This is a genomic window from Methylomonas sp. Uni0011 (assembly GCF_056850255.1).
On record NZ_JBVVNO010000033.1, the window covers coordinates 1 to 14,677 of the forward strand.

Below are 14,677 nucleotides of genomic sequence, written 5' to 3' on the forward strand. Positions count from 1 at the left end.
CTTTAGAAGCCGAAGACCTGATGAGGTCGGAATGCGCGAAGTCCATCAGGGCCCGAGGTCGTTTAATCCTCAATTACAGGCCGGATATATGGGCGCAATATTTTCTTTATGTTACTGGTGAATTTTTCTTGCAATACGGGGCGGACCATATATGGACCCATAGACCAGCCTTGCTCCTCCGCGTCTTGCCGGGTCTGGTTCATGTCGATGCCTTGCAACCGCAGAACATTGCGGTCCGCCGTATTGCGACGGTCGCCCTTATAATTCAAATCGGAACTAGCGCCGGTCAACACGTCCAAATTGAGTTTTTCCGGGGTTTGCGCCGTCGGTAAGCGCCCGGTACTGGTGAGAATACCAATCCATTCGTCCAGATGAACCTTGCTCCAGTCGACTTTTTGCAGTTCGCTGATTGCAATGCCTTCGCACTGGGGCGACTTAGGCGGTCCGAAGTCCTTGCCTAATTGCGGCCGGATTTGTTCCTGCAGTATTCTGGCCAACGGCGAGTTGAAACAACAATAGGCGTAGTTCTGTTGAACGCACATCCCCAGTATCTTGGAGCCGCAGTACTGTCCGACAAAACTACAGGCTTTCACGGCGTTTTTGGCCATCAATTCGTATTCTTTCTGCTCGCACTTGTAGATCATTTGCACGACCATGTTCAGAATTTGATAGATGGCATAGGCGATCATGATGACGTTGAGCATCGTCCCGATATAAGCCGCCCCTCCTCCTAACTGGAGGTTCGCACCAGTCCCTTGCAAATTACCGGCCGCATCCACAGCTGAGGACGCCCCTTGACTACCTGCCACACTAAATAGCGCATTCGCTGCTTGTGGACCAAAAATATCAGCAGTCCAGGAAACCATTTTTTCCATAGCCATATTCCGCAATGAACTGACCACATTAAAATACGCTGATTTAGAAAAGGTGGCCGTGCACTCGGAGCCAATGTTATCGACGACAGAATCGAGCTCAAGCAACACATTATCCCAGGCTGTTTTAATGGGGGTATAAACCGCCTCACCGGCATCGATCAAAGGGTCGCTTAAGGTTTGCCATGCCCCGCGAATCGGGTTGGTTTTATCCAAGCGCATGACAATGTTGTGGGTTTTACTGACCTTGTACATCAGATCGATGTACTCGCCGATGCCGATGGAGGTTGGCGATTTACAGCAATCGATTTCACTGGTCAGATTGACTACTTTGCATGACCCTCCCTTGCCCTCGAAGACCTTGCAGGTGGTCACATCTTTCGGATCGCTACAGGTTTTATCCATCGCCGCTTGTTGTGCCGAATTCAACGCGGCCAAGGCATTGGTAAAATCCTGGCTTTGTGTGCGGGTAATATCAACACAATCTTCGCCCATACAGCGCACCGTTTCGCCGCAGTCCGGTTTCACGGACGCCGTCGCCTTTATCACGCCGAATTCCTTTCCGCAATCATAGGTATCCTGATACAGCCAGCACTTTCCGCTAGCGCCAATCGTCCCGTCGACGCACTCGGATCGGACGAAGGCACAGCCGCGCGCTTCCAGGGTTGCGCAGGTCTCCGGCACCTGAGCTTCAATATCGCTGACGCACTGTTTAGTTCCGTCCGGCTTTGTCCAACACGGAATATCGTTGGAATTGCACGTCGCGGTCATGGTCGCTTTGGTGCAGGTTTCCGGAATATTTTTGAAAGGTGCGTCTTTGAAATTCGGTTCGCACACCCACATTTGCCCCACCGAAGTGGTGATGGCCATGCAATATTTGTCCCCGATCTTGATCCCGGCGTTGATATCACATGTGGTTTTCACGTTTTTGCAAATTCCGTCGTCCGCCGCCTTAATTAGGTTCTGGCAGGACTTGTCGTTCATGGTCCATTCGTCCCGAATAATAATTTTCAGCGGATCGTATTTCAGTCGGATTTGCGCAAAGGCTTCGCCGCATCCTGAGACCAATGCCTCCGCATTGAATTTCAGGATGGAATTCTTCCGGGCGTTGACAAAAGGTTCTGTCACATTGATGTTGGGATAGGCCTGCCAACTGGTCGACATTTCGCACTTGGGCGACGGTGCCCAGCCGTTGTAACCCGTCCAGACCAGCTGGTCATTGATATGAACCCGCATATAGTCATCCCATTGGGCATACAGGATGGTCGCGGAAATGATCGCTTCCGGATGCTTCACAATGTATTGGCTGGACACAGTGGGATGGGCGCAGCCGCCGTCGCACCAGTAGTTGTCACCCACAATGCCCACCCAAAGATCCACGCATCCGTCCCCACAGGATGCAATTTTGGTTTCGCCTTGGGCCGGTAGAATGACCGGCTCTAGCAGTACATCGTGACTGGCGACGCAGGTATTGGTAATGGGAGGGTTACGCCGACAGGTTTTGTAATCCGGTTGCGTGCCTTTACCGGGGGTGAGTGTCGCCTTGACCTCCTTATTACAGTCGGTGAAATATTGCGAGAACAGATCGTGGTTCTGCATGACATAATCCGTCGTTCCCCAGATGGGATCATCGAATAGATTGGGATGCGCCCGATTCGCCGACTTGATTAGAGTCCGGTACGCTTCGCCGGTATGGCTAGTTTGGCTTTCCATGCTCGTTTGCATGTCGTTGCCGGCTTTGATGGTCGCTGCGTTTTTGCCGTACAACTGGGTGAAGGTCGTGGCGTTACCCGTTTCTGAATCCGGATACAATTCGCTGATTGGGACCGATACGTCCTTACCGGTATTGGGAAAAAGGACCAAGCTTTTTTGATCGGCGCTGAGTGTCGGCATTACAAACCCGCTGACGGCGCTTTCACCGGTCTGTTGTCCAATTTTGGCTGATTCGCTCATAGTGTCAGCGACCACCGCATGGGTCGGCACCCAAATCAACAACACCATCAAGAAATGGCAAATGGCTCGGGTAGATGTGCGCTCGGAAAATTCGATAGCCATCTTAAAATCCTATACAACAGTCAGTCCATCGCCACAATATGTAGACGTGGTATTCGCCGGAACCGGGATAAGAATGGCCTGCTCCCCATAGCAAATCACTTTCGCCAATCGCATGTTTGCTCTGGGTATCGGCCACTGGGTAAAACATGGTGGTAGCGTATTGGGATTTCGGAATAAACGGGGAAATCGTCCCGCCGCAGACGTGATCATCGCCAACGGTTCTATGGGCCAGGCCGCGCCGATGCAGTGCGGCCGTAGCTCGTGTCATCAACAAACTGCTTTGACGCGGCGCAATGCCTTCACCGGGATGGGCGTGACCGGACAACGGATAGATGCCACCCCAGGCCCCGGCGCACCAGAACATTTCGTCAATCGGCCGGCCGGCGGACGCCGCAATAGCATCGAACGAACACGCCGCCAATGCCACTGGATTGGCAAATAATACGACCTCAGGATTGGTGAAGAATGCCAATTCATCATTGTTCCAGGTCGGATCCAGTTCCGAGACATACAGCAAATCGAAATCTTTGTATCCGTCGGCAAAGCACCGATCTTCCCAGAATAGATCGAGCATGACGTATATCGGGAATGCGTAATAGTGATAATTGAGGAAGACTATTTCATCAGTGTCGTATACAACAGGCGACGAACCACCCCACAATCGCACATTCGACTGATTGATTTTTGTGCCGCCGAGCGTCGGCGCGCACCAAGGATTCGGCACCAACTCCACGACCCTGGCCGGACCCCAATAGCCCATGGTCATACCCACTTCCGGGATAAGCTCTTTGCCATCGCAAACGCAATAGATATTGCTGGCGGCGGACGACGGAACCAAATCGTCGCCCACGGATGAGTCGCCGCTACCTTTCGATTGCGGCGCGCGAAAATCCAGCACACCGCCTGCCAGCCGAATCGGAAACAAACAACCCCAGCAAATATCGGTAATCAATTTCCCCGACCAGAGTTCCGCGTCCGGACATAGGGCGTCGGCAGCACGTGCTTGGCTCGAACACAAACACGCACACAGCAATACAAGTTGCAACCACGTCGCTGGTTTAGTCATGGCCTGCCACCGCGATTTCTCTAACTTTGATGTGCATGCCGTCTTGTTCGACAACGCTGGGAACCGCTTCGAGATTAAAACGTTGCCGCACGTCGGCGGTGAGTAAGAACACCGATTGTCCCAACCGTTCTTCGAGCGCATTGAACGCCTGCCATCCTTGGTCCCGTTCCAACCCGGTAATCAAATACGTCACCGGACGGCCTGTTACCGCCTTTCCCTCGCGCTCAGCTGCCGCGACTTGATCGGGTTGCGTGGCATCGAAGACCACCAGACGCTGGGTAAAAGGCAGTTGACTCAGCGGATTGATGCGCTGCCCTTGTCGGACGATGATCTGTCCTGCCGGGGTGACGACGTCTCTTGGCGCCGTCACGGTGATATCAATCAACCGCTCGCGATCTTGTCGTGCCGTCACGAGCGATAATAGTTCGGCTTTTTGCCAGAAATGGGCCTGTGCTTCGCGTTTCTTAGCTGCCCAATCGATGCCGGCCATTCGCGTCTTCATCACCTCGATCAAATCCAGCTCGGCGATAGCCTGCGTATCGCCGTGTACGCCCAGATCCACGACTCGATCATCCGGCGCCTGACGCGATTTTAACTGTGCCTCCAACCAGGCGATATCGGTAACCCCTTCCACCTTGGCCAGAACACGGTCGCCCTCCTCCACCGTCAAACTCGGCACCACCTGAATATGGGCATTCTGAAAACGGGTCGGATCCAGTTCGATAGACGGAACCCTCTGAGCATCCAGCGTTTGCGCCAAACCATGAATTTCGCGAATAAATTCCTGCACCCGCTGACCGTCGCGTATGCCCCTGAAAACCACTAACACATCGTCTCGGCCGGCGGCCGCTTCGAATAGATTGAGCAGGCCGGCCCGACCCAAGGACGTCGAAGCGTACAGGACATAATGCCGGCGTTGATCCCGCTCCGGCTTGGCGAATGGTCGCGGTGAAGGCGCATGCTTTAAGGTTTCCAAGGCCTGCGCCTTGGCATTCGCGGCGTGTGGATTGGCGTCCAACCAGGCCGGACGCGGTCCTTGTTGAGCGTGTTGCATCAACGCCTTCGAACGCTCCAGCCAATCGGTATCGGCGCCGGCCATTGGTACCGACCCACCGATCAATACCGCCGCCACCGCTATGGGCTTAAAATGGCAACGCATAGACTTTGCCGATAATCTGATCGGGATGCACCACACCCCAATAGCGGGAGTCGAAGCTATTCTCGGTTGTGCCGGTCACCCACAATTCGCCGTCTGTGACAATCTCGGTCCGAATAAACGCGGCGGCCGGTTGCTTTAATTTACCCGCCAACGCCAACCCTTCGGAGACCACGCTACCGTTCACTCGCGCGGTTTGAGTATCGACCGTTACGGTGTCGCCACCCACACCGGTCGCGATCTTGATCACAATGTGGGTAAACGAAAACCAGGGCGCCATGGCCATGCGTTGATCCGCGGCAAACGCCACCAGATCGTCTCGGCGAATGTCTTTGGCGTAGGTGTCGACCACGAACCAGCGGTGATTGCCGGGCAAACACCGATCTTTCTGATCGTCGATACCAATGCGAAACCGATTTTCTAGATAAGCACCGCAAATCACAATCGCGATCAGCGTCGGGAGGGCTTTTTTAAACCAAAATACCTTTTGATTGAGGGGGTTACTCACCGACATAGACATCCTCCGGCGCACCGACCACCATGTTCGCATCGACCACCACGAAACCGGAATCCACCAAATGCGAGATTTTGGCCTGCCATTCATTCATGGCGTGCGTGATGGTATCTTGACTGGCGTCTTTCGACAGATTTCGGGTCCACCCGGTCCGGTCTATCACGAACACCGGCGTCAATAAGTTCAGTTTTTCCAACTCGGTCGATAGCGAATGCCTTACCAGCCAATAGCTGGACGACACACTGACGGCAATGGTGGCCAAAACAACGGCAATCAATGATTTAAGCGACATGGCGTGTTTCCTGTTGTAGCAATAAATGGCGGATGGCGGCATCGGTCGAATAGCCTTGCCGTTTCAGATTTTTGATCGCGTTGACGTGTTCGGCCTTGGTCGAATACAGCAAGCGTTTGTAGGGATCGACCACCAGCCGGGCGATGCCTTGACCGTATTCGGTGATAAAGAAAATTTCCGAGTAGACGCCGGGGATAGTGTGAACCGATTTGAGCAATTGGATTCCGCCATCGGAGAGCGGCAGACGATTCTCGTTTTTAATGGTGTCGATCGCTTCCGGTTTTTGGCCTAACAGATACATATTGGCCGAGTTCTCGACGATGGCTCGGCCGGTCGGCGAGCGATACAAATCGTTGACCGACTGGGTAATCGTCACCGCGGCACCGCCGTATTTTCGGAACCGTCGATAACCATGTTCAATGAAGGTCGCTGCGTCCCCCATACTCAATAAATCCCAGGATTCGTCGATGATCACGATCTTGCGCCGATCGCGCTCTCCGAGATACATTTCCTGTTGGATCTGATAGATCAATTGCAGCAACACGACTTGTTGTAAGTGTTTGCGCCCCTTCAATTCCTCCAACTCCAACACGGTAAAACTATTCTGAAACCGAACATTGTTGACGCCGTTGAAGAACCGGCCATATTCGCCGGTCGACGTGAAGGGAAAAAGCTGTTCGCCGACATCCTTCAGTCTTTGGTCGGATTCAGCCCGCAACCGCTGAGCGATATCGTCGACGGTCATCTTTTGCGCCATTTCATCCCACAGCCCTTTTAAGATCCGCTTTAATCCGGCGGTCTGAAAGTCGCTGAGTTTTTCGGTGGGTGCCGCCATCGCGGTAACCAATCCGGCCACCACATCGGCTTCGTCTTCCCAGTTTTGCACCAACTCGAAGGGATTCAGGCAAATCTGTTTGTCAGCCGTAAATTCCATGAATTCGCCATCCAGCGTGTCGGCCAGATTCTGATAGGAGCGGCCGACGTCAATTACCCAGATCTGCGCCCCTTCGGTGAGATAATTGACGATAATTTCATTGGTCAGAAAAGATTTACCGGACCCCGATTGCGCGGCGATGCAACAATTGAAATTCGATCCGGAATCAAATAACGAGACATTGACCAGTTGTCCTGAGCGCGAAATAAAGTTAAGTACCGGCGAACCAGTCCCCGACCAATCGGCAAACATCGGCAACAGCGGAATCGCGTGACGGGTTGCCATCGTGATATAGCGGTTACTCACTTGCACTTGGCTGAGTTCCGCGCCCAATGGCAGGCAATTCAGAAAATATGGCAAACTAAAATACCGGTCTTCGAGCAGCTGAAAACCCAGCTCCCGGTAATAGGTGCGCGCATTGGACACGGCTTGGGATTCTTCATGAGGATCGCAGAACAACACCATGCCGAAATAAGTGCGGATGGGGCGATCACCATCGTTCAGCGCGTCGAAGAGTAAGTCGAAATTGTGTTTTCGGATCGCTAACTGCGGAACGATATTTAATAGCGGTCCCACCGCCTGATTGGCGGTGAATTGACGCTTGGTCTCCAATTTCATCCGTGTGGCTTCCGAATCCGGGTAATGCAGTGTGACGGAGATCAACACATTGTCGCGAATACCACGGGCTCCGCTCAGTAGATCCCCCAAATAGCTCAGGGCCGAGCCAAAATACACTTGATCCGGCAGCCGTTTGACCGATAAGGTTTTCACCCGTTTGCTGCCAAGAGTCACGCCGGTCTGATCGACCGCCAGTTCGTTATCGAAATCGAATAATTGTTCGCGGATCAATTTACGCGGATCGCACTCGGGCACCACTAGATCGTGCCAGCTGGCTTCGGGGTGCCAATTCAACATCGTGTTCAACAGACGCACATACACGTCGGCCGTCAATGTCTTTGGCCTTAATCCACTCGTCGCTAACGCTTGAAACGCGGCCAAGCGCAATTCCGACGCATGTCTCAATTCTTTCTGAGTGGGTTTTGCCCCCGACAACGGTATCTTCGCAGTCACCAGCACATGAAACCGCCTAACTCGTGTCGGCAAGGCTTTATCGATCGGATGCTGAGTGGCTCCACGCAGATAGTCCACATTGGACGCCACCAAGGCTTGATACAACGGATTTTGTTGCTCCATTCGGCGCGTCTTCAAAGTGGCCATCACTGTGTCGATATCGGGAGACGCCCATAGGCCAACCTGAAGCAAGGTGTCGATCGGCCATTCCTGGTTCAACAAAACGTTGATGCGATCGGCGATCGACGGATCGTTTCCGAAAAGCGGCTCGCACAAAAAACCGAATCCCAAGCTGGCGTCTTCTCCCAAGAACAGATTGTTATCGGGATCGAACGCCAACACGGAGAATAAATTGTCGATTCTGTGGTAACTCTGTTTAGGCATCGGGGTTTACGCTTCTGTTTAACTCTATCGAGTAAGGGTTAACGGTACGAACCTTCGCTTTCTTGTTTTTGACAAGCCTTCTGGCTCTTGCCGCATTACACGGCACCAGCTCGGTACCATCGCTGCTAAAAACCTGGACCTTTAACCGGCCATTCTGGTTATTCCGAGGACTCACTTTCATGACCCATCCTGAAAGTCAGATGGCGGTTTCCCGCCGGACCTCGTTATCCAAGGTGTGATCACAATCACTTAAAGGATTGCAATTCCAAACCAAGATCACGGTCTATCGATTACGGAATCGATAGGATTACCACGTCGCGGTAACGACGGCGTTGATGATGCCAGGGGCGGTAAACAAACCCAGACCGGCGGCGACACCGACCGCAAAACCCATCAGGGAATTGCGCAATACGCCGGCAATCAGCCCGACGACGATAAACGCCGCCGCAATCAATTTGCCCAACGATCCTTGCATCCAGTTGGTCAACAAGGTGTACACGGCGTTGAATTCGGTACTACCGGTACCGGCAAACGATTCGGAGGAAAACAGAAACATTCCCGCCACGGCGACAAGGGCGACCAACAATTTGATCTTTACCAGATTTTTCATTTGTTTCATGGTTATACCTTTCAGAAAAGTGAGTAAATAGGCGTTAAACCCAAATCTCGGGCGCGGCAACGCCCGGTTGGCGACCTAACGCCTAACTCACCGCCTGGTGGTTTATTCGATTGCTAAAACGGCGATTTTGCTTTTAACAGCGACTCGAATCCTTCCGGCATTTTGCCACCACCTCCCCCCATTTTTTTACCGTCCACCAGTCCATCGAGATCGAATTTATCCTTTTTGGGCGGTTCACGTTGTTCCACTTGCAGGGCGCGCAATTGCGGATTTTGCGTTACGGATTTCTTGCCGATCATCCAACGTCTCGGCTCTATCTCGGTAAACACATAACCGGATACGTTCAAGTCGCCGTCTTTGTCCTCCCAGGGCGCGATCCAGATTCTCATGACTTCGGATGGCGTGCGTATCGGGGTGGGATCCTCGATATGCGGCATTGGCGATTGTTCCCGGCCACTGCCGGTCAGGGTCACTGGTTGCGGCTTGGTCGCTTCGCTGGGTGCAGTTCCCTCACCGGCAGGCAACGCATTATCGGTCACTTGATAGGCGCGTTCGGCGGAAATACAAATCGGATCATCCGGCATCCCTTTACAACCATACGAATCCGGAATCAGCGTACAAGCACCGAGTAGCGGTACCAACACGATCAACAAAACTGATCTGAACATGCGTTTCACCTTATTGTTTTGCAGTTGAGACGCTTTGAGTGCTATTCAGCCAACCGGCTAAATCGTCCGGGGCGCCTTTGTGGGTACGGCCGTCCTGGGCAATTACAAACGGCACCGCGGTCAATCCCAAGATGGCGGAAGTAATCACCGCTTTCTGCATAGGCTCCTTGTCACAGCTGCCTGGAAGCTGTTCCGGCAACCCGGCGTAGTCCTGATTGAGTAGTGCGGTAGTCGCCTTTTCCTTGTCCTTGGTTTGGAGCAGACATTCGATTTTGTTGACCAGAATCGTCGACTCCGGTCCCAATACCGCGATCGGGATAATCTTGAAGGTGTAACGATCGGCGAGCGCCGGTAGCTGCTGCTGCAACTTTTTGCAGTAGCGGCATTGCGGATCGACGAATACCACAACCGGGGTTTTGCCCTTGCCCACCAGCACCGGGCCGAGTTCGTCGATGTTGAGTTTCATGTCGGCTAGCGGAATCCGATTCATCACGGAATCGACTTGTTCGATCCGGGTAATCGGTGTTTTCGACCAGGTATCCATTAATTGGCCCTTGAAGGCAAATCGGCCGTTGCGGGATATGAAGTAGGTCTCGCCGCCCGCTTCTACCATATTGAAGCCATCGATCGGCAAGGCCTTCATCGCGTTAATGGCCCCTTTCGCAAACAATGCGGCCTCGGTCGGTGTCGAGACTTCAGGACTTGCCACTGGTGGCTGACCGGCGACAGCCAGACTGGACACCACTAAGAGGAAAATTGCAGGGAGGAATTTCATGGGGTCTCCATTCATTGATTAACTTTTTTCGAGCAACCGCAACTTGGTGCCGCGTTGCACGACTAAATTGATCTTGCGGGTCACATCGATCTCGATCACCGGGAACAGGTTCTCCGCATAGTCGATGTAATAATTTGCCAAGCGCTCCATGGCGTACCCGGTTCCCCGTAAAGCCCCTCCCTCTATCGAATCCTGGCTAAAGGAGCGTTGAAACGGGGTTGTCGCCACGCCAGCGGGTCCAGCTAACGCCAGCACCTGGGTTTGCGTCCGACCAAACATATCCGAGAATCCGCGCAGAAAGCCGGCCAACAGCGCATTGCGCAGTAAAGCGCCTTGCTTGTTGACGAAGCGGCCGCGAATACCAACCTTGCCGTCTTCGCCCACCGCATACGCATCCAAGGGCACTTCGATAACACCGCCATCCTGGCGTACACAGGAAATGGATTCCGCCCGAATGTAGGCGCGTTCCGAACTCAAGTCGCCGAATCCTGAGCTGACCACGAAACACTCTTTGACGTCGGCCGTATACCGGTTCGGTAGAATCGCGTCGGCTTTTAAGCGCACTAACACCGGAAATGGGTTTTTCTGTGCGCTACTCCCGGTTGGGGCATCCATACCGTTCAACAGGTTGCCCGATAAAATACTGCCTGCCGGGATGAGGACGCTTTCTTGTTCGGCTTTTTTGGTCTCCGCGACTTCGACCTTTTTCTTGGTTTCAGGATCGGTGCTGGCAGCTTGCTTGATCACTCGGATTTGCAGAGCATTTCGCTCCGAGTCCCGCGCCGGGTTCGATGCAATCGGATCAACAGGCATCGCCGCCGGGTCTTGATAGGCCCGCGGATTAAACAAATTGTCGGCATTGGTGACGCGCTCCTTGGCTGAGTGGGACTTTGCGCCGGCATCGGGAGGCAACACTGTCTGAGCCCCCGAGGGTTCCGCTTTGTTTTCGGTTTTCAAGCGATCGATTTCCGCTTTCAGCGCTTCGATTTGCGTTTGAGCGGTTTGACCAGTTTGATCGGCCAATTGTTTGATCCGTTGCTGATCGGACGCTTGATATTGATTATTTTGGGCGACTACGCCGTCCAGCAGAGAGCGTATTGCATGTTGATCCTCCTGGAGTTTGCGAATTTGCGCCCCAAGACCGTCGATTCCTAAAGACCTGGGATCTGCATCGGTGAAGATATGCCGGGCAACGTCCTTTTTGGAGGCATTTTGTACCGGCGGCGGGGCGTCGCCCAACATCAAACTGATTGCCACCATCAGCGTCGCAACAATCGTAGTGACGACAATTACTCGTTGATACGTAGGATTGAGCGCGTCCCATTTTTCAAGTAGCGTGTTCTTCATAATCCGCCCTTATCGCAAGACCGACGGTCTGATCTGTTCTTCGGCGAGGCCTCGTTGCTTCACTACCACAAACAACTCGGTCGATTGTCCGGGTTCCAGCCACACATCTGGCCAAGCCGCCACCGCCACAATGTCGCTAAGCCCGGTTCCCTGACCAATACAAGAACGCTCGTCGAGTTCGATGCGCTGAGGGGTGGTATTGACCGTTTTTGCAATTAAGATCGTCGTATTGCGTCCATCAAAGGCTTGGCCGACGGTAGTCTGAATGCCCTGCTGGTCGCAATAAACGGTTTCGTTCGCCGATACCGGGCGGCCACTGAATCCATTGGGGCTTTGCATTAACGCCAGTTCTCTCAGGGTGGCTTTCAGTTGCGCGACATGCTCTTGTTGAACCGTATCGTCGACGTTACCGCTTTTTTTGGCTGCCGGTTGCGTCTGAGTCAGGCGAGAATATTCGACGCCGGCGAGTTCAAGCCGAATCTCACGGGGCGGAATCAGTTTCGGCGCCAGCGTCAGCGATATGGCAAGCGATTCGTTCTCGCCCGGCGTTATGTATAGAGTGACCGGATCTTCGCTATTGCTGGCGACATAGACCACATTGCCCTCCACTTGCGTTTCGGCGCGACTGACCGTTCTTACCCTAGGACTGGGAAACGGCGTCACAATTCGATTCAGGTGGTTTTGCGCCACCGTGATAATCTCATTGATCCCAGCCGATACTTTGATGGTTTGCGGGGCGATGCCGCCGGTACCGGTAGGCGCTGTTTCCTGGGATTGACCGGTTTTCAATACATCGGCTGGAACCGCTAACAAGTCTACCGACTGAGGTTCGGCGACGACACAACAAGCTGCCCCAAACAGGCCAATCATTAACGCGCATTTACGGATTTGCATGTGTGGACGCCTCCATTTGCTTTTGCATTTCTAAAAACTCTTTGGTTTTCGGTTCCCCTTGATAGACGTCGAGGTCGTTCACCACCGGGTTGTAGTTAACAATCGCGATTTGAAACTCGTAAGTGCGAAAGGATGATTCTGGTTTATCGTTTGGACCTTTGGTTATGAGCTGGCCGGTCACGAACACTTTGTTGGTTTCCTTTTCGAAATAAACTTGATTCGGCGTAAAAGACGTCGATATTTTGTCAATCTTCAAAGCACTGATCTGATCGTTCATTGCATTGATTATTTCGCGATGGATCTCCGATGACAGTAATGGGGATATTGCGTTGCCTACGAAATCCAGTGTGTTGGGGGTTACGTTGCCAAGTAATTGCGCTAGAAATAGACCCCACGCTTCCTTGGTTTGGGCAGACGCCTCCTGCCGGGAAATCTCGACCTTCTCAGTAAGATTGGGTGGGATCATGATCACTGTCCGTTCCGTTCGTAACGCGGCGAACGCCGTGATGACGTTGGTTGCGAGCAAACCGATCAACAAAATCCTGTGTAGGCGGTTTTCCGCTTGGACAAAACCCCACGACTGTAAAAATACACTCAGCCTCATTGGTAGTACTTCCTGATATAGGGGTTAGGGACCGATATCGCGTTGGTTGGGAGTAAACCGACCCAATAAGCTGCGTGTACCAAAAAGCCGTTCGGCCGGTTATCGGTGAATCGGCGGATGAACTTGATCACGAAGTACGATGCGATCAAGCAATACAACAGATGATCGATGAAGATGCCAAGCAGCATCATGGCCACCACAATGACCAAGTCGTGGGCGGTCCAAATCAACAGAATAGGTGGATCATCGATAAAGCGGGGGATCTTGGTAGGTTCCATGCTAGCCTCCTGTGTTGGTGGCTATTGTGCACAAAACGCAAATTAAAACCCGCTGGCTAAATGCTTTTAAAATGCACTTTGCCAGCGGGTTTGGGGATCAGGCTTGTGATAAACAGGTTTTTTGTTTGAAGAGGTCGCCCATGATTTTAAGCACTCCCCCCACCTGGAAGGTCATACCATCTTTATTTTGCCAAAGTCAGCGGCACCAGAGACAATAATGCTAGAGTAGCGGAAATTTGGACGGGGAGAATTGGCAATGGCAGAATGGGGTCGAAAAGATGCCGAGATGGCAATTGCTTTGAAACGCGCCGAGTTAAATCGCGCGTTGAGCTATAAAGTCAATTATGACGCCGAGGGACATAACATCTGCCTAGCGCTAATACGTTTCAAAGACAACACCATAGATGTGCTTACAGCATATTCTAATGACAGCGCAATTCCAGAATCGATCAGGCTCGGATTGAACTTGATACCGAATTTGTATGCTTTCATGCCGAAAACAGAGTTTTTTGGCTGCGATGGAATGGCGCAGTTCCATACCGAACCGAAGCTGCTCAATTATCTCTTTGCAACTCCCGGCATCCGCCAGAATGCATTTAGCGGTAATCTCCCTATAAACACTTTCTATAAATCGGTTCTCGAAAGTCAGCGCGAACGAGCTATTTGGCATTCGCAACACCTAAAGCGCCCTGACGACCTCGCTTCTGTCACCTTAGTAACGGAGATCAATTGTTGTTCGACTTGCACGGAATACTCAATCAACCGATTTCGGAATCGATTTCCCAACATTCCACTTCTTGTTATTGAACTTGGTAAGGAAGTGGGTAAAAAGCTACCGGTCCAATTCGAGAAAATATCGATCTCAATCACGCCAAAATGATTCGGAGTGTTAATTCCGATATCTTTGGAAAAAATGGCTTTTTGCATTCTAGGCTAGGAATTTCGCTAAAGGGAACCTCCGGGTAATGGAATTCAATAACGGCTTTCGACCGATCAATCTCAATAGCTGGCAGTCACAAGGCGACCCTTTGCGGTCTGTCACCTAATGTGATTCTATGACAGAGATTGATTCGTTACCAGTCATATACCTTGGTCTTCGATAATATGGTGGATTGGGCGCAATGAAACGGTAAACCTAATTGCTATGT

Annotated in this window: 15 protein-coding genes; 1 reads left to right on the plus strand and 14 read right to left on the minus strand. The window is 52.4% G+C overall.

Going from position 1 to position 14,677, the window contains the following annotated elements; genetic code table 11:
- Positions 1–62: 62 nt before the first annotated feature.
- From traN to traL, 14 genes are all read right to left on the minus strand, one after another.
- The gene (gene traN, locus AC0IM9_RS20105) at positions 63–2,927 is read right to left on the minus strand and encodes a conjugal transfer mating pair stabilization protein TraN (protein ID WP_482805207.1); all 2,865 of its coding nucleotides are present in this window, start codon (positions 2,925–2,927) and stop codon (positions 63–65) included.
- Between the two features lies 1 nt (position 2,928).
- Positions 2,929–3,993: a TraU family protein gene (locus AC0IM9_RS20110; protein ID WP_482805208.1), complete on the minus strand. Its 1,065-nt coding sequence runs from the start codon at positions 3,991–3,993 to the stop codon at positions 2,929–2,931.
- On the minus strand, positions 3,986–5,152 hold the full coding sequence (locus tag AC0IM9_RS20115; RefSeq protein ID WP_482805209.1) for a TrbC family F-type conjugative pilus assembly protein: 1,167 nt from the start codon (positions 5,150–5,152) through the stop codon (positions 3,986–3,988). The genes AC0IM9_RS20110 and AC0IM9_RS20115 overlap by 8 nt, the downstream gene beginning before the upstream one ends.
- Complete coding sequence (locus AC0IM9_RS20120) at positions 5,136–5,657, minus strand: S26 family signal peptidase (protein ID WP_482805210.1); 522 nt, start codon at positions 5,655–5,657, stop codon at positions 5,136–5,138. The genes AC0IM9_RS20115 and AC0IM9_RS20120 overlap by 17 nt, the downstream gene beginning before the upstream one ends.
- Positions 5,650–5,955, minus strand: a complete 306-nt coding sequence (locus tag AC0IM9_RS20125; RefSeq protein ID WP_096876892.1) for a hypothetical protein — start codon at positions 5,953–5,955, stop codon at positions 5,650–5,652. The genes AC0IM9_RS20120 and AC0IM9_RS20125 overlap by 8 nt, the downstream gene beginning before the upstream one ends.
- On the minus strand, positions 5,945–8,344 hold the full coding sequence (traC, locus tag AC0IM9_RS20130; protein ID WP_482805211.1) for a type IV secretion system protein TraC: 2,400 nt from the start codon (positions 8,342–8,344) through the stop codon (positions 5,945–5,947). Before traC ends, AC0IM9_RS20125 begins: the two co-directional genes overlap by 11 nt.
- Positions 8,337–8,525, minus strand: a complete 189-nt coding sequence (locus AC0IM9_RS20135; RefSeq protein WP_064023754.1) for an RRXRR domain-containing protein — start codon at positions 8,523–8,525, stop codon at positions 8,337–8,339. The genes traC and AC0IM9_RS20135 overlap by 8 nt, the downstream gene beginning before the upstream one ends.
- Positions 8,526–8,651: 126 nt before the next feature.
- The gene (traA, locus tag AC0IM9_RS20140) at positions 8,652–8,963 is read right to left on the minus strand and encodes a TraA family conjugative transfer protein (protein ID WP_231879341.1); all 312 of its coding nucleotides are present in this window, start codon (positions 8,961–8,963) and stop codon (positions 8,652–8,654) included.
- 113 nt (positions 8,964–9,076) lie between these two features.
- Complete coding sequence (locus tag AC0IM9_RS20145; RefSeq protein WP_082881147.1) at positions 9,077–9,631, minus strand: TraV family lipoprotein; 555 nt, start codon at positions 9,629–9,631, stop codon at positions 9,077–9,079.
- 10 nt (positions 9,632–9,641) lie between these two features.
- Positions 9,642–10,406, minus strand: coding sequence for a DsbC family protein (locus tag AC0IM9_RS20150; protein ID WP_445369988.1), 765 nt, complete (start codon positions 10,404–10,406; stop codon positions 9,642–9,644).
- Positions 10,407–10,424: 18 nt separating this feature from the next.
- Entirely contained in the window at positions 10,425–11,753 is a 1,329-nt protein-coding gene (locus AC0IM9_RS20155; protein WP_445369987.1) for a TraB/VirB10 family protein, read from the minus strand.
- Positions 11,754–11,762: 9 nt separating this feature from the next.
- Complete coding sequence (locus AC0IM9_RS20160) at positions 11,763–12,623, minus strand: type-F conjugative transfer system secretin TraK (RefSeq protein ID WP_444512395.1); 861 nt, start codon at positions 12,621–12,623, stop codon at positions 11,763–11,765.
- A gap of 10 nt (positions 12,624–12,633) precedes the next feature.
- Positions 12,634–13,251, minus strand: a complete 618-nt coding sequence (locus AC0IM9_RS20165; protein ID WP_319960993.1) for a TraE/TraK family type IV conjugative transfer system protein — start codon at positions 13,249–13,251, stop codon at positions 12,634–12,636.
- On the minus strand, positions 13,248–13,529 hold the full coding sequence (gene traL / locus AC0IM9_RS20170; protein ID WP_054759564.1) for a type IV conjugative transfer system protein TraL: 282 nt from the start codon (positions 13,527–13,529) through the stop codon (positions 13,248–13,250). Before traL ends, AC0IM9_RS20165 begins: the two co-directional genes overlap by 4 nt.
- A gap of 256 nt (positions 13,530–13,785) precedes the next feature.
- Between traL and AC0IM9_RS20175 the strand changes: the two genes are divergently transcribed.
- Positions 13,786–14,409 carry a hypothetical protein gene (locus AC0IM9_RS20175; RefSeq protein ID WP_445369985.1) on the plus strand — a complete coding sequence of 208 codons (624 nt, stop codon included), beginning with the start codon at positions 13,786–13,788 and terminating at the stop codon, positions 14,407–14,409.
- Positions 14,410–14,677: the final 268 nt, after the last annotated feature.